The 19,311-nt window shown below is 53.5% G+C and carries 19 protein-coding genes; 4 read left to right on the forward strand and 15 right to left on the reverse strand.

Features of this window, described 5'->3' with window-relative positions; translation table 11 throughout:
* Window positions 1-9: 9 nt before the first annotated feature.
* From QWI17_RS16370 to rppH, 10 genes are all read right to left on the reverse strand, one after another.
* Window positions 10-630, reverse strand: coding sequence for an energy transducer TonB (locus QWI17_RS16370; RefSeq protein WP_302723595.1), 621 nt, complete (start codon window positions 628-630; stop codon window positions 10-12).
* 6 nt (window positions 631-636) lie between these two features.
* Entirely contained in the window at window positions 637-1,041 is a 405-nt protein-coding gene (locus tag QWI17_RS16375) for an ExbD/TolR family protein (RefSeq protein WP_302723596.1), read from the reverse strand.
* A gap of 36 nt (window positions 1,042-1,077) precedes the next feature.
* The gene (locus QWI17_RS16380) at window positions 1,078-1,602 is read right to left on the reverse strand and encodes a MotA/TolQ/ExbB proton channel family protein (protein WP_302723597.1); all 525 of its coding nucleotides are present in this window, start codon (window positions 1,600-1,602) and stop codon (window positions 1,078-1,080) included.
* Window positions 1,603-1,612: 10 nt separating this feature from the next.
* Window positions 1,613-2,998, reverse strand: a complete 1,386-nt coding sequence (locus QWI17_RS16385; protein WP_302723598.1) for a MotA/TolQ/ExbB proton channel family protein — start codon at window positions 2,996-2,998, stop codon at window positions 1,613-1,615.
* Entirely contained in the window at window positions 2,995-3,777 is a 783-nt protein-coding gene (locus tag QWI17_RS16390) for a DUF3450 domain-containing protein (protein ID WP_302723599.1), read from the reverse strand. Before QWI17_RS16390 ends, QWI17_RS16385 begins: the two co-directional genes overlap by 4 nt.
* A 273-nt stretch (window positions 3,778-4,050) precedes the next feature.
* Window positions 4,051-4,566, reverse strand: a complete 516-nt coding sequence (locus QWI17_RS16395; RefSeq protein WP_302723600.1) for a dihydrofolate reductase — start codon at window positions 4,564-4,566, stop codon at window positions 4,051-4,053.
* 22 nt (window positions 4,567-4,588) lie between these two features.
* Entirely contained in the window at window positions 4,589-5,428 is an 840-nt protein-coding gene (locus QWI17_RS16400; RefSeq protein WP_302723601.1) for a thymidylate synthase, read from the reverse strand.
* Window positions 5,425-6,243 (reverse strand): prolipoprotein diacylglyceryl transferase, encoded by an 819-nt coding sequence (gene lgt, locus QWI17_RS16405; RefSeq protein ID WP_302723624.1) that lies wholly within the window; start codon window positions 6,241-6,243, stop codon window positions 5,425-5,427. The genes QWI17_RS16400 and lgt overlap by 4 nt, the downstream gene beginning before the upstream one ends.
* Window positions 6,244-6,331: 88 nt before the next feature.
* Window positions 6,332-8,611 carry a phosphoenolpyruvate--protein phosphotransferase gene (ptsP, locus tag QWI17_RS16410; RefSeq protein ID WP_302723625.1) on the reverse strand — a complete coding sequence of 760 codons (2,280 nt, stop codon included), beginning with the start codon at window positions 8,609-8,611 and terminating at the stop codon, window positions 6,332-6,334.
* Window positions 8,612-8,723: 112 nt separating this feature from the next.
* Window positions 8,724-9,221, reverse strand: a complete 498-nt coding sequence (gene rppH, locus QWI17_RS16415) for an RNA pyrophosphohydrolase (RefSeq protein WP_302723602.1) — start codon at window positions 9,219-9,221, stop codon at window positions 8,724-8,726.
* A gap of 356 nt (window positions 9,222-9,577) precedes the next feature.
* Between rppH and QWI17_RS16420 the strand changes: the two genes are divergently transcribed.
* Both QWI17_RS16420 and QWI17_RS16425 read left to right on the forward strand, forming a co-directional pair.
* A complete protein-coding gene (locus QWI17_RS16420; RefSeq protein WP_302723603.1) occupies window positions 9,578-10,240 on the forward strand; it encodes a histidinol-phosphatase in 663 nt (220 codons plus the stop codon).
* A 77-nt stretch (window positions 10,241-10,317) separates the two neighbouring features.
* Window positions 10,318-11,313, forward strand: a complete 996-nt coding sequence (locus QWI17_RS16425) for an imelysin family protein (protein ID WP_302723604.1) — start codon at window positions 10,318-10,320, stop codon at window positions 11,311-11,313.
* Here QWI17_RS16425 and QWI17_RS16430 read toward each other — a convergent pair.
* The 4 genes from QWI17_RS16430 to QWI17_RS16445 all read right to left on the reverse strand — a co-directional run bounded on the left by QWI17_RS16430 (window position 11,279) and on the right by QWI17_RS16445 (window position 15,417).
* A complete protein-coding gene (locus tag QWI17_RS16430; protein WP_302723605.1) occupies window positions 11,279-12,475 on the reverse strand; it encodes a class I SAM-dependent rRNA methyltransferase in 1,197 nt (398 codons plus the stop codon). The genes QWI17_RS16425 and QWI17_RS16430 overlap by 35 nt on opposite strands.
* Before the next feature lie 251 nt (window positions 12,476-12,726).
* The gene (locus QWI17_RS16435; RefSeq protein ID WP_302723606.1) at window positions 12,727-13,140 is read right to left on the reverse strand and encodes a hypothetical protein; all 414 of its coding nucleotides are present in this window, start codon (window positions 13,138-13,140) and stop codon (window positions 12,727-12,729) included.
* An 87-nt stretch (window positions 13,141-13,227) separates the two neighbouring features.
* Window positions 13,228-14,703 (reverse strand): glycoside hydrolase 5 family protein, encoded by a 1,476-nt coding sequence (locus QWI17_RS16440; protein WP_302723607.1) that lies wholly within the window; start codon window positions 14,701-14,703, stop codon window positions 13,228-13,230.
* Between the two features lie 501 nt (window positions 14,704-15,204).
* Window positions 15,205-15,417, reverse strand: coding sequence for a hypothetical protein (locus QWI17_RS16445; RefSeq protein WP_302723608.1), 213 nt, complete (start codon window positions 15,415-15,417; stop codon window positions 15,205-15,207).
* Here QWI17_RS16445 and QWI17_RS16450 point away from each other — a divergent pair.
* Window positions 15,398-17,299: a YHYH protein gene (locus QWI17_RS16450; protein WP_302723609.1), complete on the forward strand. Its 1,902-nt coding sequence runs from the start codon at window positions 15,398-15,400 to the stop codon at window positions 17,297-17,299. The genes QWI17_RS16445 and QWI17_RS16450 overlap by 20 nt on opposite strands.
* The gene (locus tag QWI17_RS16455) at window positions 17,299-17,772 is read left to right on the forward strand and encodes a hypothetical protein (protein WP_302723610.1); all 474 of its coding nucleotides are present in this window, start codon (window positions 17,299-17,301) and stop codon (window positions 17,770-17,772) included. Before QWI17_RS16450 ends, QWI17_RS16455 begins: the two co-directional genes overlap by 1 nt.
* Before the next feature lie 172 nt (window positions 17,773-17,944).
* Here QWI17_RS16455 and QWI17_RS16460 read toward each other — a convergent pair whose 3' ends face one another.
* Entirely contained in the window at window positions 17,945-19,306 is a 1,362-nt protein-coding gene (locus tag QWI17_RS16460; protein WP_302723611.1) for an NAD-dependent succinate-semialdehyde dehydrogenase, read from the reverse strand.
* Between the last annotated feature and the right edge of the window lie 5 nt (window positions 19,307-19,311).

A 19,311-nucleotide genomic window follows, 5' to 3' on the forward strand; every position in this document is an offset into this window, starting at 1 on the left:
TCACCACCTTTACTGTTGCAGCTCGAAGGTAAAGCGGTTGCGAACGCCAGGTACTTCAATCGCAGTACCGTCAATAACCCGCGGCTTGTATTTAAATTTCTCGGCGGCACGAATCGCGGCTCGGTTAAAGATGGAGGTTTCGTCGCCATCTTTTGTAATCGCTTCAATCACCTCAACGTCTCGGGTCGCCCCGGTTGTTGTCACGGTGTATTCAACGGTTACAAAGCCTTCAATACCACGCTGCGCTGCGCGACGCGGGTACTGTGGAGCCACTTTTACGATCGGCAGATATTCACCATCACCACCCAAACCAGACGTACTGATATTGATATCGGAGCCCAGGTTAGGGGCGTCCATATTCAAGGCTTGCGGGTTGATCTCAGGGGTATCGAAATCAGGCTCAGGAATATCTGGCGGCGGAGTATCCGGGGTTTCCGGCTTGTCCGGCTTTGCAGCTTCGTAGCGAGTTTCGATGGTGGTATCTGGCATATGAATATCTTCAATCCGAACCGTCTCTTCTTGATCGTCGGCCTTCAGATCGGTGTTAATCAATGCCTGCATCAGAAATAGAAGGCCAAACGTCGTGCCCACCGCTAATGCAATCGAAATTATTACTCTTCCAAAATTCATAGCGGCCTAGTTCTTCACAGTTGAAACGGCTACGTTACTCACACTCAACTGACGAGCGGTATCGGCCACCTCAGCAAGCAGTTTTACACTCGCCTCAGTATCCGCCTGAATAACAACAGTGCCGTTTGGATTATCTGCAAGCAGACGCTCAATTTGCGCCCGCACCCCACGCGGATCCACTTCTTGCTTGTCGATCCAGATCTCATCATCACCAGTGATCGCGATCAAAATGCTGGCGTTTTTCTTCTCTTCAGACGTCGTCGCATCGGGACGTTCGACTTCCACCCCGGTCTCTTTAATGAACGTTGCAGTCACAATAAAGAAGATCAGCATGATGAAGACCACGTCCAGCATCGGAGTCAAGTCAATGGCTCCAGCCTGATCTTCTTCGGCTTGGTTTCTACTGCTCATGGCAATTCTCTTTTAACTGGTTGGTGTCTGCCAGCCTCAGTGATCCATCGTTAGATGGTCAGCAAGCAACTGATTTTCACGGTTGGCTATGCGAGTCAGATAGGTGTTGGCAAAAAGCCCTGACAGTGCTGCAACCATACCCGCCATTGTCGGGATTGTTGCTTTCGATACACCACCGGCCATTTCTTTAGCATCACCACCACCAGTTACAGACAGTACATTGAACACTTCAATCATGCCGGTAACGGTTCCCAACAGACCGAGGAGCGGACACAGACTGACCATAGTGGCAATCATGTCCATATTGGTGTTGACCTTTTCCTCAACCCGGGAGATCAGCGCATAACGAATCTGGTGTGCATTCCAGGACTTGCGCTCGGCACGAGCTTCCCAAGCGTCTAAGGCTGCTTGCACATCGCCCTTCAAACCACCTTTGAAGTACCACACCCGCTCGAAAGCGAGTGTCCACATTACGAAGGTTAGGGCGGCGATCCCGATCAAAATGGGGCCGCCCTGGTCTAGAAAGGCTTTAATGGCGGCTATTGCTTCCATTAAACCCATAACTCAACTCCTACTTGCGCTCAGCGTTTTCGGCAATGATACCGGCGGCCTGCTCTTCAAGAACATGCAGAACACGCTTGGCACGACCGTTAACTATGGTGTGAATCAATACAGTCGGAATCGCAACCAACAGACCCCATACGGTGGTGATCAAGGCAGAGGAAATACCGCTGGCCATGTTTTTCGGATCACCGGCACCGAAGATGGTAATGGCCTGGAAGGTCAGAATCATACCGGTTACGGTACCCAACAGCCCCATCAGAGGTGCAACCGCGGCAATAATTTTCAGAATTGCCAAGCCACTCTCGATAGCAGGACGCTCTTTCAGTACCGCCTCTTCGAGTTTCAGCTCAAGGGTTTCGCCATCAACGGTTGGGTTATCTTCGGCTACTTTCAGCACGCGACCCAGTGGGTTGTTGGTGTTCGCTTTCTTAGACTTCAGCTGTGAGCTAACTTTCGCGCTAACAGTGAACAGGTACAAGAAGCGCCATACACCAATCAGCAGACCAAAGGCACCCACGATCATAATCGCGTAACCGACTTCACCACCTTGGCTCCACAGACGCTCACCCCAGGTTGGGCTGTCGATCAGTGCAGTCAGCAGTGAACCACCGGTAGGACCAGTAGGGTCAAGACCCACACCAACCAGACCGCCCGTAGCGCCTTGCAGCTCTTGCGCAGAGCTCAGGAAGTTACCGGCTGGCTGACGGGTCAGCTCTTCCATTTTGTAACCGTCGGCAATGTAGCTCAGGTACTTACCTTCAGAAACCAGGTTGTAAGAACCAATACGCACAACTTCTTGGCTAGCTTGCTCGCCGTTTGGCTTAATAACAGTACCGTTGAACTTAACAACGCGACCGCTCTCTACCATTTGACGCTGTTGCTCGTACCAGAGACGCTCGATTTCTTCGATAGAAGGCAGACGAGTGTTGCTGTTCATTTTGTCAATCAGGGTGGTCAAGAAATCACCGCGATTGGGGTACTGAGCAGAGATCAGCGACGAGCTCAAATTAGAGCGCAAGTCACCGGCCGTTGAGGTCAAGTGACCAAACAACTCTTTCAACGAACCCAAACGCTCATTGAACTGCTTGGTTTTAGCTTCTACGTCCAACTCTTGCTTGGCGTAAGTTTCTTCCAGGCGAGTAGAGCGCGCCTCTTCCGCAGCCAGAGTATTCTGGGCTTGCTTCAGCAGTGCCGCCTGGTTGTTTTTCTCGCGCAGGAACTGCTGCTCACGTTTTTTGTGCTCAGCAGACTCTTGGACGCGGGACTCTTTCACCATAGTCAAAAGTTCGTCAAGACTCGCAGCCTTGTCGTCGTTCTGAGCCATAGCGATGTTGGTAGTAAACAGGCCTGCAGCGATGGCTACCAGGCAGCTTTTAGCAAACTTCATTTTCATTGCGCTGCCTCCGGTGCTTGGACAGGTACAAACATAATGTCTTTAGCGGCCTGGTTGCGAGCGATGCGCAGACCTTTGAGGATCTGGCCGCGGTAAGAGTCATCCAGTGCAACCCACTCACCCAAATTAGGATCGTAAGCACCAGATTGCTCAGTATCGGTTGTTTGATACATCAAAGAAACACGACCAATACGCAAGATGTTAACTTCGCGATCCTGACCGTCGATGTTCAAAGTGTCGCGGTATGCTTCGATGAAACGGCCGTATTCACTTTCAATACGGTAAGCTTCCAGAACCTGACGAAACTTCTCTGCAACAGAGATATCCGCGCGGTCTTGGTTAGCACGCAACATGGCGATGCGATCCAGACGCTCTTCCAACTTGAAAGGCTTATCCAGTTCTACAAACTGCTCCAGCGCATCCAACATACGGATAACCAGAGGCTGGATACGACGCTCGATAACGGTAACGTTGTCGATCGACTCATCCAAATCTTTGATAACGGCCAGCTGAGCGGCAATTTGCTTCTCGAGCTGGCTGTTGTAAAGACGCATATCTTCGATCGACTTATTTACTTGCTTGAACTGAACCAGCAGGTCGTCAGTCTCCTGAGCAAGACGATCGATACGGACTTGGGAGTCCTGAGCCAAGGTCGTTTTGGCCTGGCTAGTCTGGAGTACTTGATCCAGAGTTTCATCTGCCATGACAGCGCTACCCATTAGCGCACTGGCAGAAAGCACTGTGGACAGAGCCACGGCTTTCATTCGCTGCTTTTTCATATATCCCCCAACTCGGGTGCTTCATCAGGTTTTTGCGACAGACTGCTGTCACAGACGCATATCCACTGAGCCTCTTACGAGGTCGTTAAGAACGCAGCATTGTAATAAGAGGGTTCCTCCACATTCAATGCTTAATCCAAATGCCCTTTTTACTGTGTACATCGGTATCAAACTGGTAACACTTTACCGCACCAAGACAAGGCACCGGTAACACACGGACAAAAAATAACCAAAAAAAGGCTATAAAACATGCCAAAATCGGCCGTTAAAGTTTTAAATATCCGACTTGACGTTACGCTCCAGTACTAAAAACCGGTGAGAAAGAGGAGCATCCTCCTCACCCGACTGACGAGATACTTCCCGCCACTCACTCTTCGGTAACTCGGGAAAAAACGCGTCAGCGCCTTCCACGGTCACATCAATTTCGGTTTTATATACACGGTCGGCGCGAGCCAGGGCCGCTCGGTAAATTTGCTCGCCCCCCACAACCATCACCTCCGCTGTGCCCTCAGGCGCGCGGGTACGAGCCACATCAATGGCCTCATCGACACTGCCGGCCACGGCAACCCCTGTCGGCGCCTGCCACTGGCGATTTCTGGAAATCACAATATTTAGGCGCCCAGGCAAAGGCTTACCGATTGACTCGAACGTTTTGCGGCCCATGATAATAGGTTTGCCGAGTGTCGTGCGCTTAAAGAACTGTAAATCTGCCGGCAAATGCCAGGGCATTGCATTGCCCTTACCGATGGCGTTGGCGTCGCCACAGGCGACAATCATAGCTATATTCACTGAACGTATCCCAAGGCCAAACCTAAACAGAAATAGGTGCTTTTATTCGTGGATGAGGGTCGTACCTATCGAAACTAAAATCTTCAAGCTCGTAATCAAAAATCGACTCCGGCTTGCGGGCAATAACCAGCTTAGGCAGTGTTCGCGGCTCGCGCGCCAATTGCTCGTAAACGATGTCGTCGGTCAGGTGATCGTTGTACAAATGGCAGTCACCAAAGGTGTGAACAAAATCCCCCACCTCAAGGTCGCACTGCTGAGCGATCATATGAGTCAACAACGCGTAGCTGGCGATGTTAAAAGGCACCCCCAAAAACAAGTCGGCACTGCGCTGATATAATTGACACGACAACTTACCACCGGCCACGTAAAATTGAAACAGGGTATGACACGCCGCCAACGCCATTTTTCCCGCAGCCACGTTAGCCTGCGGCGACTCGGCCTCGTCGGGCAAGTCAGCGGGATTCCAGGCACTCACAATCAAACGGCGCGAGTTAGGTTTAGTGCGTATCTGCTCAATGACCTGAGAAATTTGATCGATCGTGGCACCGCCCGGGCAAGCCCAACTGCGCCACTGCTTACCGTACACCGGCCCCAGATCTCCGTCATCGGTGGCCCACTCATTCCAAATGCGACAGCCGCGCTCTTGCAGCCAGGCCACGTCGGTGCGCCCCTGTAAAAACCACAACAACTCGACAATAACGCTTTTTAAATGCACGGTCTTGGTTGTCACCAATGGAAACCCCGCCGACAAATCGAATCGCATCTGCCGGCCGAATACCGACCGCGTACCTGTGCCGGTCCGATCCCCCCGCTCAATGCCGTTATCAACGACATCGCGCATCAATTCCAAATACTGTTTCATTTCTCTCCTCGCTCCGCACGGTGCTGCGCCAGGTTGATGCTGCCGTAGGCCACCAGCAAAAGTCCTATCCCGAGTATCAACAGCGGCAACGATAGCAGCTGGCCGCGAGTCACCCAACCAAACAAATCAAATTGAATGTGCTGATCGGGCTCGCGGGCAAACTCCGCTAACATACGAAATACCGCGTAACCGATGAGAAAGACCCCACTGACGGCACCCGTCGGTCGCGGCTTTTTCGAGAAAAGAAAAACAATGATAAAAAGCAGAACCCCTTCCAGCGCCATCTGATAGAGCTGAGACGGGTGACGTGCCAGTTGTTCCGGGTCTTTGGGAAATACCATAGCCCAGGGCAAATCCGTCGCCCGCCCCCAAAGCTCCTGACCAATAAAATTTCCCAGGCGTCCGAACGCCAACCCGAGGGGCACCATCGGCGCAACAAAGTCAGTTAGGCGCAAATAGGGAATATGCAGGCGATGAGCGTAGAACAACATAGCCAGTAGCACACCAACAAGGCCACCATGGAAAGACATACCGCCCTCCCATAGGCGGAACAACCACAGCGGGTCATTCATCCAGGCATCGAAGTTATAAAACACCACATAGCCAAAGCGCCCCCCCAAAACCACACCAAAAGCACCGTAGGTAATCAGGTTTTCCACCTGCGGGCGGGTGATTGGCGAGCCGGGCTGAGCCGCCCGGTGCATGGCAATTAGCCAGGCCGATGCAAAGGCGAACAAATACGTTATACCGTACCAGTGCACATCCAGGGGGCCAATGGAAATGGCAACGGGATCGAAATCGGGATGGGTAAGCATAGAGTTAAGAATTATATGAGTGCCGGACCAAAAGTGCGGCAATCATAACACCCGCTTATGACAGGGGGAAGCAAGCTGCCACACTGCGCTAGGCGGTGTGACGGCGGTCATCCTCTTCAAGCGGACGGATAACCCGGCTAACACCGGCCTCACGCAAGGTCTGATCAACGCGAACACGAATTTGCTCGGCGTCAGCCATGGGCATGACATCCGCCAGCAACGCTTCCGCCTGCTCCAGATTAATCGCGCGAATAACCGACTTCACCTTAGGCAAGTTAGAGGCGTTCATCGACAAGACATCGTAGCCCATCGCCATCAGAATAATCGCGGCCCCGGGGTCACCGGCCAGCTCACCGCAAATACTCACGCTGACGCCCTGCGCATGGCCATCCTGCACGACCTGAAGCAGCGCCCGCAGCACCGCCGGGTGAAATGCTTGGTACAAATCAGCCACTCTGGCGTTATTGCGATCAACGGCCAACAGGTACTGCGTCAGGTCATTGCTGCCCACAGATAAAAAGTCGACTCGCGCGGCCAGCTCCCGTGCCAAGTACACCGCTGACGGCACCTCGATCATGACGCCAATGGGGGGCAATTTAACATCAAAGCCCTCTTCTAACAGTTCGTGGTAGGCCCGATAAATAAGCGCTTTGGCCTCCTCCAGCTCGGTAATTCCGGAAATCATTGGCAGTAAAATTCGCAAATTATCAAGGCCCACACTGGCCTTAATCATGGCGCGAATTTGCGCCAGAAAGATTTCCGGGTGATCGAGCGTCACCCGAATACCGCGCCAGCCCAAAAATGGGTTGGCCTCCTCAATAGGGAAGTAGGGCAGCGCTTTATCGCCACCAATGTCCAGGGTGCGCACAGTGACCGTGTGGGGGGCGAAAGCCTCTAATTGCTCACGGTAAATGCCGCGCTGCTCTTCTTCCGACGGAAAGCGATCCCGCAGCAGGAAGGGTACCTCGGTACGGTAAAGGCCAACCCCTTCAGCACCGCGCTCCAGCGAGCGCAGCACATCGGCCATTAAGCCGGTGTTAACCCACAGTGGTAGGCGGTATTTATCCAAGGTCTCACAGGGTAAGTCATTGAGCGCTTCCAACCCTTTGACCAGCTCGTCTTCCTCGCGCGCAATAGCCTGATAATGCTTGAGTAGTTGCGGGCCAGGATTGCTGTATACGGCACCCTTGTAACCATCGACAATCAACGGACGGCCGTCCATCCGGGTGTAGGGCAAATCCTGCGCGCCCATGATGGTAGGGATACCCATGGCGCGCGCCAAAATAGCGACATGCGAGTTACTGGAGCCCTGCACCGAAACCAAACCCGCCAACCGCTCCGCCGGCACCTCGCCCAGCATCGATGCGGTTAGGTCATCGCCGATTAAAATGGTCTTATCCGGGTAAATTTTGCACTGCTGGTTGGACTCTTGCAGGTAGGCTAGGACGCGCCGCCCCAGATCGCGCACATCGGTCGCCCGCTCGCGCAGATAGTCGTCCGCCATACTGGCAAAGGTGTTTTCGTGCTCGAGAATAACCTCGCTCCAGGCATAAGGCGCGTAGGTACCCTCTTTAATTTTGGCAATCACTTCGCCGCCCAGCGATGCGTCATCAAGCATGGCCAAATAGGCATCGAACAGCGCCCGCTCTTCGCGGTTAAGACGCTCTTCGAGCTGCTTGCCCAGCGCCTTGATGTCCTCACGCACCGCCATTAAACACTGCTGAAAAAAATCAATCTCCGCATCGACGTCGTCACATTCGCGGTACGGCACCGACTTTAAATCGGCCAGCGGTGCAACGACAACCGCCTCGCCTATAGCAATGCCTGGCGCACCGGACACACCGGAAAATTTAGCCTGCGACGGAGCCTGCCCGACCGAGACCATTGTGCCGGTTGCCTCAGCGTGGGCAATAACGCCAGCCAATTGGGCCGACATGGTGACAAGAAATGCTTCGTCACCTTCATCAAAACGGCGCCGCTCAACCTGCTGGACAACAAGAACACCGAGCACCTGACGGTGGTGAATAATCGGTACGCCCAGGAAGGAGCTGTAACGCTCTTCGCCCGTTTCGGGAAAGTATTGATAACTGGGGTGAGACTCGGCGTCTTCGAGGTTAACCGGCTCTTCACGAACCACGACCCGGCCAACCAAGCCTTCACCCCGGGCGAGGCGAACCTGACCCACAGCTTCAGCCTGCAGCCCTTCGGTGGCCATCAGCACATAGTCACCGACATGGTCGCGCAGGTAAACCGAACACACCTGCGTCTGCATGGCTTGCTTAACGCGTGCGACAATAATGGCCAGCGCCTTATGCAGGTCGCGGGCGGTGTTCACTTCCTGAACAATACGGCGCAGTGAGTTAAGCATGGTCGCCATTATGGTTTACTCAATAGTTGTTCCTGCCCCGAGCATCAATGGGCTCAGGTTCCTGCGGGCTAACTGCCCCTGTCTTGCATGCGCCTCTTGCGCACGCTCCTCGTTAACACGCCCCTTTGCGCTCAAGCTGGCAGTGCATGGCTGCCAGCTCTTTCAGTGCTCTGCGGTATACATCACGCTTAAAGGCAACCACTTTACCCAGTGGATACCAATAAGACACCCAGCGCCAATCGTCAAACTCGGCGTGGCCGTCATTATCCAGTGTAATCTGATTCTCCTGAGCGCGCAGCTTCAGCAAAAACCACTTTTGCTTCTGCCCCACACACAACGGCTGAGTGTTGTGTCGAACCAGGCGGTGCGGTAAGCGATAACGCAGCCATCCTCGCGTGCAAGCCAGAATTTCAACGTCTTGTTCGGTCAGCCCGACCTCCTCGCCCAATTCGCGAAACAGCGCTTGCTCTGGTGTCTCGTGATGGTTGATGCCACCTTGGGGAAACTGCCAGGCATCTTGCCCACCGACACGGCGAGCCCACAAAACCTGACCCCGGTCATTTGTTAGAATTATGCCTACATTGGGGCGAAACCCATCGGAATCTATCACTTCACCTTCCCAAATCTGCTGTCGTCTGGCACCTGAGAGGTCTTACTGCACCCACCCAACCTCTCACCAGGACCCTATTATTCGCTCGCAGGCATACAGGGCGCCTTACTTTGGCAGCCCTTTTGGCGCCGCGGCTGTTAAATCGCACCCCTGCTTGCCCATCGCTCAATAGTCCGAAGTATCACTTTACTATTAAGGGTTTAGCGAGCATTTTTCCATAAAATATCACGTCTATTCAATCGAGGTTACACAAACTGACAAGGAATACCAAATGCTAATGCAACAAAGTGAGTTCTGGCGGGAGGCTGGCTTACTCGGTATCCTAGGCGCTTTGCCACCTTGCGGGAGAAACAACCGTGGCTTTGGCCATCTTCGATTTAGACAATACACTGATTAATGGTGATAGCGATCACCTGTGGGGCGAGTTTCTGATAGGCCAGGGCCTGGTCGATGAAACGCAATACCGCCGCCGCAATGATGACTTCTATGAAGCTTATAAAAGAGCCGAGCTGGATATTGACGCCTACTTAAAGTTTGCGCTGTCACCGCTGCCCGAGCGCTCACCACAAGACTGGGGGAAACTGCACCAGCAATTTCTCAGCGACGTCATTGACCCCATCGTCTTACCTGCCGCCCGCGCCCTTCTGCAAAAACATCGCGCGCAGGGCGACTACCTACTGATTATTACCGCCACCAATGGTTTTATTACCCGCCCAATCGCCAGCGCTTTGGGCGTGGATCATATTCTTGCCACCGACCCGGAGATAGCCGATGGACGTTATACCGGTGATTATATTGGCACACCGTGCTACGCCGATGGCAAAGTGGTGAATTTACACCAGTGGTTAGAGCAGTATGATTTTGACCTGGCGCAGAGTCACTTTTACAGTGACTCAATCAACGACTTGCCGCTTCTCGAGGAGGTGGGCTTCCCCGTCGCCGTCAACCCTGACACGGCACTGGCCGAAGTAGCGCAAACAAGACAGTGGCCTATACTCGATCTGCGAGAGCCCGCATGAACCGGCCGGGCTCGCTTTTGCTAATATGTCTTGCACTCGCAAGCCTTATTGGCTGCGAAAACAATGAGCCTCCGGTCGTGTCTGCACCCGAAGCCCGAGCGCCTGAGACACCGGCCGCCCCGACTGACGACATCCAACTCAGCGGCCTAACGCGCCTACTCTGGCAGGTCGCAGGCGAGACCACCGGCCACCTGAGTGAAAGCTGCCTGCAACTTCACACACAAATTGAAGATTTGCTGGACGCACCATCGCAAACGCAATTGCAGCAAGCCCAAAACCTATGGCAACAACTGCACGCCCGCGTACTTTTAACGAACCCTGTCACCGGCCTCGCCGCGACCAATCCCAGTTTGTTTGCGGAGCTGGCCCAAGACCTAACACTCGTCACCCAGCAACCGATTGCGCCCGGCTTTCTCGACCGGGTACAGAACTACCCTTACAGTGGAATCGTTTACGATGTAAGTTTGCCTTTAAATCGCGATACTCTGCTCAACCAACACGGTTTAACCGCAGCCAATGAAGCCACCGTTGGGCTGCACGTTCTGGAATTTCTACTATTTGGGGATACCGGCGAACGCAGTGTTGACGATTTTCGACAAGCAAACGTTGCAGGCTCGCACAGCAAAAGCAGCGAACAGCCCAACAACCGTCGTCGCACATTATTACAACTGACTTCGCGACTCACCTGCGACGCTCTGGAAAGTTTGCCCGAACACTGGCACCCGGGTAGCACAAGCGCCCATACATACAACCGTCTTGCGTCACACACTCAGCTAGAGCTGTGGCGCTATGCACTGGCGTCCAACCTACAGACAATACTCGACCCCGAGCACTGTGAATTCACCCAGCAGCCGTGCATTGTTTCGCCGGACGCCGTGGGGTCTCTACTGAGCTTTCTGGCGCACGAACATGACGGCTATCGATTGTTGCCCGAACTGAATTTATTGAGTCTCGACGCGCAGCTGGAATCACTGCAAAACAACGCGGAGGTGGCTGCCGCCGAACGGCAGCAGCATTTAACCATGATATTAAAAACGATTAGCGAGCAAGCGCAAACACCCGGGCAAAAATAGCTTTTAAATATCTGGTTTCAACAATGGCAGGGTGCTCCGGGTGATCCGGCCCCTGCCCCATGCGCTCAACGATGCGGGCGTCGAGACCACGCTTCCAGGCGCTGGCGTGCACGATCTCGACCAGAGCCTGCTCGGCAAGGTGCATGGAGCAGGACGCAGAAACCAACAAGCCCCCATCGGCCAGCAACTTCATGCCCAGCTCATTGATGTGGCGGTAGGCGGCCTCACCGGCTTGCTGGTCTTTGCGACGCTTAATAAACGCGGGCGGATCTAACACAACGACATCAAACTCACGCTTCTCTTCGATAAGCTTTTTAAGCACGTCTATGGCTTTCCCCGCTATGGTCTCAACCCGGTCTTCCACGCCGTTTAGCCTGGCGTTGGCATACACGGCATCGACCGCATTTTGCGAAGCGTCCACACACACCAACTGCTCGGCACCAGCCACCAAGGCCTCGATACCCCAGCCGCCAATATAGGAGAACACATCAAGCACCCGCGTACCTTTAGCCCATTGCTGTAGCTGAGCCCGCGCCATGCGGTGATCGTAAAACCAACCGGTTTTCTGACCTTTTCGTACCGGCGCCAAAAAGTGTGCGCCATTTTCAATCAGCGGGACCTCATCGGGCACTTCACCATAGGCCACTTCGGTATAGAGCGGAAGCCCTTCCATGGCGCGGGCACTGTGCTCGTTGGCGAGCAGTACACCTTTCGGGGCGAGCAATTCGACCAACGCATCCACAATCAGCGCGCGCATATTTTCCATGCCGACAGAGGCAATTTGCACCACCAGGTAATCACCGAAGCGATCCACCACCAAGCCTGGCAACAGATCACTGTCACCGTATACCAGCCGGTAAAAAGGCTCGGGGAAGGAGGCGTCGCGCAATGCCAATGCCACCTGCAAACGCTGGCGTAGAAGCTCGGCACCGAAGGGGGCGTCCTGCCGATTGATTAAGCGTCCACAAATTAAGTTGGCTGGGCTCACTAAAGCCACACCCAAAAACTGATCGCGAGCACTCACCACGCGCATTTGCGTACCCGGCTCAATGCCCTTAAGCGGCGAGCGCTTGGTGTCGACTTCGTTGCTGTAAATCCAAAGGTGTCCGCGTTTCAGACGTCGGTCTTTTTGCGAATTGAGATAAAGTGTGGCTAAAGACATGATAAGTGCTCCGGTTAGAGCCGCGTAGTATAGCGTGTTGAGGCTGTAAATTTGCCAAGCAAAGTGAGATGAAAGGGAAAGGCCTTGGCTAGCAGGCTGTTGAAAAACCCTATGCATACTCAACGTAGCCCGAAGCGTGCAGATGTTGTGTCTTGTCTCGACGGACAGGGTGGTTCCCTTTGCTAGAGGCAAGGCGCAGCAGATGTGCGCTTCAGATCACGCCCTGCGGGGCTTTCAACAGCCTTGCTAGGTTAATCTTCCAATTGATCCAGTGAAAGTGAGGGCTTGTCTGCGAAGACTGTCATATCCTCGGTGTTGGCGCCTTCGCGACACTCGCCGCGAATCCACTGCACCTGGTTACTCAGGCGAAAATCCAACTCAAAATAGCCGGTGCGACAATAGCCCGTTTGCGCCACTACGTAAGCGGTGCGCCGCTGCAATTTGCGGTAATCTCGCTTGCCCGGTGGTCGCCCGGGACGAGCGCGCGGGTCCATGCGGGCCTCCAGCTCTGGCGGTAACCCGACCCGATAGGTAAATTGCTTACTGGTGTTAGGGAGTATACGAATGGCCAACGACTCAGGCGCCGAGCCATAAGAAGGTGTGCTGGAACAGGCCGGCAACTGCAATACTGCCAATAGCGCTAGCGCCCACAATTGCCACTTCATTCCCCACTCCCACACCGCATTATTATCAATGCAGCCCAGTCTAGAGAATGCCAGCCTGATTGAAAAGGTCGCTAGCGATTTACGCGCTCACGGTAACACTACAGGTTGCACGTTCGAGGGGGGCGACTCACCACTTTCGTTGATCGCGATCACCCGATAAAAATAAGGGCGCCCAGGCACCATCGCCGTGGTATCGCGCGCAATGACCTGCTCCAGCGGACGATACTCCTGTAACCCGTCAGACACGTTATCGGCAACAATTAACCACGGGCCGCTTTCACTTTGCGCGCGCTCAATACGGTACAGGCGTCCGAGCGGTGCCCCCATAAAATTAATGCGTTCACGGGGATCGACAATCGCGCGCAGTATCGGCGCTTGCGGAGCAGGCAGAGGCTGGGCCGCCTTCTTCCCGTTCATTTGCGCCTGCGCTTTACGCACTAAATTCACCACCGCAATTTCTTCATTGTCAGCCGCTTCAGGAAAGCCTGGAATATGATAGCTGTAATGACCGGTGTATTCTTTATGCCAGTAAAAGCCGCCGTTATGACGATGACCACGAAACCCCCAAATAAACGCGCCAGCCGCTTTCGCACCTTTGTGCTCAGTGTGCACAGCCGCCTGCATAATCGCATCCAGCCCCGCAGCATCACGCAGGCCAAACTCACCGACTAAATACACTTTTTTCGCATCGATAGCCTCGAGATCCTTGCGCACCTGCTCGGGGTTATTGTTGTCATTGGTGGTGTAAAAATGGTTGGAAATAATATCGACATTGGGATCATCCAAAGCGAATTTATTGATCTTAAGATAAGTACCGTCAACCACCAGGTGGTTGGTGTCTAACGCTTTAATGTGCGCTGCGGTTTTGCGCACAAAAGGTTCGGTAGAGGCTTTCAATTCATTGCCAGTTTCCCAGGCGAGAATGGCTTTTTCGTCGCGGTACTCGCGCCCGGTTAGGGTATTGGTGCGGTTAATAACCTGCTCAATAATATTCAAGTAGGCCGCGTAGGTCTTACTTTCGGTGTCGTAAAAGTCGTCCGCCGTTTCATCGTAAAACGCCGCCAACTGCTCACGCCCGCCCCACCACTTCCAGTGATCAATAAACGGCAGAATCAAACGCAACCCATGCTCTTCGGACAAGGCAATCATACGGTCGTAGTGCACCATTGCCGCCTCGTTCAATACCGGCATGCCGCCCTTTTCTGTGGGGGGTAAAATGTGGGTTTCGCGGCCGCAGGCTTCATCCCACGGCGTTGCCACCGACAACACATACACCCGCATTGCCTTGTGGCCACTTCTGACCAGCGCCTTAATCCAGTTTTCCTGTTCATCCGCCGTGGGCCAGCGAAAATACTGTCCCCATCCACGCGGGTCCGCCTCACAAACGCCGCGAGCATCGTCTTCAATGCGGTGTAACTCCGGCGCGTGAATACCGGCAAAGCGGAAAGCCTGATCGCCATCTTTGAGCTCGTGACCATCACGGGTGATGAAATTATCGAAAGCGAGGCTGGAGCAACTGGCCGCTAGAGCAACAGCGACGAGAAGTGTACGCACAATTGACATGAAAACTCCTGACAAGACGGGCTGTTCTGATTATTCGTTTGCGGCTTATAGAGTAGCCGATGCCGGGTAGCTTAGCAGGAATTACCGGAAAATGTAACGGGTTACATCAAGGCGGAATGCGGTTGACGGAAAATAGAAAACGAGCAAGACACCTACAATCCCCTCGTCCCGTTTAGGCTTTCGATAACCTAAAGGCACAAGACTGCCTTCCTATATTCGCCCAAAAAGAAAACAGCCTACATTGAGCATCAATGCGACAGGTCGTGAATTCCTAGTCCGATGTTTAGCAAAGAAAAACATCAGTTGCCCTCTCATGAACACCTAAAGCTCTCTATAAGAGTCTTCGCTTATACATTTCCCTCTATAAGCAATACGACACACACCCCCACAAAAAGATCGACTACAAACATCTTAACTCCATGAGTTAAAAGCTTTTTTTCTTACTGGCACACTGCCTGCTATTGATCTCAGATCCATGGCATAGAGCAGCAACCTGATCTGCTATATCGCCTTCGTGTTGGCTTGGTAAGGTGTGATGACGATGAAAATAAAATCCTTAGTATGTGTTTCTTTTTGTTTGGCGCTTGGCGCATGTGGGGGCGGAGGCTCTGGCGGCGATTCTGGTGGATCTAACAACTCAAGCAACTCTAGCTCAAGTAGCTCTAGCTCAAGTAGTTCGAGCAGCAGCTCCCAAGTGACTGAGCCGGGCTCCATTGAACTCTCCCCCAGTAATGTCACGATAGAGTACGGCTCTCCGGCGGCCTTAGCGGTCAGCGTATCCAACGGCACACTGGAAAGTGTTAGCTGCGACGATGGTATTGAGTATCATGAAGAGGGCTCTGTTCTTGCTAACGGCGGGCTAGGTAGTTTTATTTGCACCGCTAACGCTGTCGATAACGACCAGAACCCCTTAACCGCTACCGCCAATATACAGGTAGTCGACACCACGGAGCCCTCCATCAGCGCTCCTGGCTCCCTTGCGCTGACTCAGAATGTCAGTAGGGAACTATCCATTGCTGTGGTCGATTTACTGGATGGCAACATCGTTACCTTCGATGTAGGCTGCCCTGCTGGAATTAGCTACGCACAAGGTGCTATTACCGCAACTGCGGCCGGGACCTTTGCCTGCACGATATCGGCAAGCGATACGAGCGGTAATGTCGCGAATACTCAAGTCGCGTTAGCAGTTACCGCGACCGTTAGCAGTGAGCCCCCTGTTGCCAATGCCGGAGATGACGTCAATACTCCCACCGGCTCAACGGTCACCTTAGATGCCAGCGCCAGTACCGACGCGGACAGCGATATTACCGGCTACGAATGGAGCATTATCGAACAACCCTCTGGCAGCAACGCGAGTATCGCCAACGCCAACAGTACAACCACCGAATTCACGCCGGATGTGGATGGCGATTACACGATTCGTGTGCGGGTCAGTGATGCCGGCAATAACGACGATGACGATGAACTTATCGTCACCGCCAGTACAGCGACGTGGATTCTCAACCCCAGCTCATCTATGGGCGAAAACATTGATGCAATTGTTAACGTAACGGACGTCAGTGACGTCACGGTTAACCAAACCAACTTTAAACAAATTTCGACCTCAGGAATCCCAGACTACTTGTTCGTCATCACGCAAGAGCAAGTAGACGCATTGAACAGCCGTCCCAAGGCTTCGGATGACTTTATCGGTGGCGCCACCTCTGCACGCGCCGGTGACTTGATCGCTTTCGGTGATGATTTAGGCTACGACACACGTAGCGGCCCAGGTTGTGACCTTGGTTATTGGCCTCCCGGCCCTGCCTGCCCATCTGATCAGCAGCGCTCGGCCAACATTCCAGCACAGCCGAGCCCGGCCAGCGCAGACGACAGCTGTAATACCGGCCTGAATTCAATTGGCTTAATGTTAAACGGTACCTCTGTTTATAACTGGTCCGATGGGGTCAGCTACCAAGGGCAAGGAACCTGGAATCAGCTCGCCCCGGAGTTTGAAATTTACGACGTAGACATATGTTCGGGCCACGCTCAAACCGAAGGCGACTATCATCACCATATGTTCTCGTCTTGCCTGGCTGATTTATTCTCTGATGAAGGTAAAGCTCACTCCCCCATCTACGGATATGCTGCCGATGGCTATCCCATTTACGGGCCCTATCAAGGCGCCGGCGAACTGGCGAAGCCGGGCTGGGTTAAACGCGACTATAACGATATCAGCAAGGGTGGTTGTGGTAGCGGTACTCGCAGCTGTTTAATGGTCGATCAGTTAGACCCAGCACAAGGTACAACCCCCCTCAGCAGTAACGGGCCCGATACCGACCAGGTAGTCTCCTCCAACTCTGGCAACGAATTTATCGTGGCCTCGGGTTACTACTATGAGGATTACTACTACGATGCCAGCCTGACGCAACAAGGTGGCGTATATCTGGACGAGCACAACGGTCATGATCACGACGGGCTCGGCTACCATTACCACACCACTGTAGAAGAAGGCACTGACGGCGCACTCATTCCAATTTTCCCTTACAACGTTGGCCCCACCTTCTATGGTGAAACACCGGGTGGTTCTATTTACACTTGTCAACGAGGCTCAAGATAATGAAATTCCGACACATTCTTTTGCTAGCCTTAGTCTGCCTGGTAGGGCCGGCACTTGCCAGCACCCCTATGCCGGCAGATCACGAGCATGCAATGCGTCAAATTCCGGAGGGCAGTACCCTGCCTTCTCTATCATTGGCCCTACATCGTGACACTAAGTCGGGATTTAATTTGGCGATCCAAACAAAAGACTTTTACCTGGAACCGCCAGAGCTGGCGAGTGACAATCAGGGGTTGATTTTGGAAGGTCACGCACATATTTTCATCAATGGTGAAAAAATTTATCGAGCTTACTCACAACACATACATTTACCGGCAGAACTGTTTGATGAAGGTATCAATCAGATCATGGTGTCGCTCAATGACCACGAGCATAATACGTGGAGCAAGGGCAGCCGTATGGTAATGAGCACCTTAGTGATCGACAACGGGGAGCAAGATTATCTAAAGCACCAATTCTCGACATTTGAATAGGCGGGCGCGGGTACGAATAAAATTCCGTACCCGCACTTTTCTTGCAACGCGTTCAGTTGAGTTACTTTGGATATCGGATGCCCAAGTCAAGCTCGAGGCAAGGAGCGCGACAACAATGCACGTCACCCGTCACCCGTCACCCGTCACCCGTCACCCGTCACCCGTCACCCAGCTACTTAACCCAAACCTGTTTGGCATTCACAAACTCTTTAATGCCATGTGGCCCCAACTCGCGGCCGTAGCCCGAGCCCTTGATGCCCCCGCTGGGTAAACGCGGGTCGGTTTTAACAATGCCGTTAATAGCCACCTGACCCGTGTCGATTTGCAGCGCCCATTTTTCGGCACTGGCAACATCGGCCGTCCAAATGGCAGCGCCCAAACCGTAGGCGCTGTCGTTGGCCAAAGCAATGGCTTCGTCTATATCGGCAACGGCGGTAACGGCCATTACCGGGCCGAAGGTTTCTTCGTGAAAGGCCGTCATACTCGGGGTGACACCGGTCAATAACGTCGGCGGATAGAAATACCCAGCACTGTCAGGCAGCTCGCCCCCCAGTTCACATATCGCGCCGGCATCAACCGTCTCGCTCACCTGACGATGCAGGTTAAGCTGTAAGTCCCGACGTGCAATAGGGCCGATTTGCGTGTCCGGGTTTTGCGGGTCGCCGAGTTTTAATGCTTGCAACCGTTCTTTTAACATGGGGATAAATTTATCTACCACCGATTGCTCCACCAATATCCGCTTGGCAGCAATGCACGATTGTCCGGCATTAATAATTCGCGATAGTACGGCGATATCAGCCGCGCTTTCGAGGTCGGCATCGGCCAAGACAATGCAGGGGTCAGAGCCACCTAACTCCAGCACTGTAGGCTTAATTTCACTGCCCGCTACCGCCGCCACTTTGGCCCCCGCTCCGGCCGAGCCAGTAAAGGAGACCGCTGCAATACGAGGGTCGCGAATAGCGGCTTCCACCTGGCTGGTCTCTACCGGCAAATTCACCATGATATTGTCAGGCGCACCGGCTGCAACAAAGGCGTCTGCAATGGCCTGTGCACTGGCAGGCACGTTGGGGTCGTGTTTCATCACACACGTATTTCCCGCCATAAGCGCAGGCGCCAAGTAGCGAAAGGCCAACCACAGGGGCGCGTTCCAGGGCAGAATACCCAAGAGCGTTCCCAGTGGTTGATAGCACACATAACTGTGACTGGCATCCGATGGCAAGGATTCAGCCGTTAGGTAAGCTTCGGCGTGTTCAGCGTAATACTCCGAACACCAGGCGGCCTTTTCCACTTCGGGCTCACCTTCACGTACCGGCTTGCCCATTTCATCGGCCATTAGCTTAGCCATCGCGGGTTTTTGCTTGCGCAATTCGGCGGCAACCGCTTTTAAAACGTCAGCGCGCTCGGCAAATGACTTACTGCGCCAAGACTCGAACGCACTGTGTGCTTGACCGATTCGCTCACTGACTTGCTCGGCATCCAGTGAGGGGTATTCGGCAATTGTCTCCCCGGTAAACGGGTTGTTGGCTACTAACATCTCGC

Origin of the sequence: Gilvimarinus gilvus, assembly GCF_030518155.1 — a bacterium.
Lineage (GTDB): Bacteria > Pseudomonadota > Gammaproteobacteria > Pseudomonadales > Cellvibrionaceae > Gilvimarinus > Gilvimarinus gilvus.

Coding starts and splice junctions, on each gene's coding strand:
- QWI17_RS16400 (WP_302723601.1), bottom strand. CDS start 5,428: ATGAAACAGTATTTGGAATTGATGCGCGATGTCGTTGATAACGGCATT.
- QWI17_RS16430 (WP_302723605.1), bottom strand. CDS start 12,475: ATGTCTTTAGCCACACTTTATCTCAATTCGCAAAAAGACCGACGTCTG.
- QWI17_RS16380 (WP_302723597.1), bottom strand. CDS start 1,602: ATGGGTTTAATGGAAGCAATAGCCGCCATTAAAGCCTTTCTAGACCAG.
- QWI17_RS16370 (WP_302723595.1), bottom strand. CDS start 630: ATGAATTTTGGAAGAGTAATAATTTCGATTGCATTAGCGGTGGGCACG.
- QWI17_RS16460 (WP_302723611.1), bottom strand. CDS start 19,306: ATGTTAGTAGCCAACAACCCGTTTACCGGGGAGACAATTGCCGAATAC.
- QWI17_RS16455 (WP_302723610.1), top strand. CDS start 17,299: ATGAAATTCCGACACATTCTTTTGCTAGCCTTAGTCTGCCTGGTAGGG.
- QWI17_RS16385 (WP_302723598.1), bottom strand. CDS start 2,998: ATGAAAATGAAGTTTGCTAAAAGCTGCCTGGTAGCCATCGCTGCAGGC.
- QWI17_RS16375 (WP_302723596.1), bottom strand. CDS start 1,041: ATGAGCAGTAGAAACCAAGCCGAAGAAGATCAGGCTGGAGCCATTGAC.
- QWI17_RS16445 (WP_302723608.1), bottom strand. CDS start 15,417: ATGGAGCCCGGCTCAGTCACTTGGGAGCTGCTGCTCGAACTACTTGAG.
- QWI17_RS16390 (WP_302723599.1), bottom strand. CDS start 3,777: ATGAAAAAGCAGCGAATGAAAGCCGTGGCTCTGTCCACAGTGCTTTCT.
- QWI17_RS16435 (WP_302723606.1), bottom strand. CDS start 13,140: ATGAAGTGGCAATTGTGGGCGCTAGCGCTATTGGCAGTATTGCAGTTG.
- QWI17_RS16440 (WP_302723607.1), bottom strand. CDS start 14,703: ATGTCAATTGTGCGTACACTTCTCGTCGCTGTTGCTCTAGCGGCCAGT.
- ptsP (WP_302723625.1), bottom strand. CDS start 8,611: ATGCTTAACTCACTGCGCCGTATTGTTCAGGAAGTGAACACCGCCCGC.
- lgt (WP_302723624.1), bottom strand. CDS start 6,243: ATGCTTACCCATCCCGATTTCGATCCCGTTGCCATTTCCATTGGCCCC.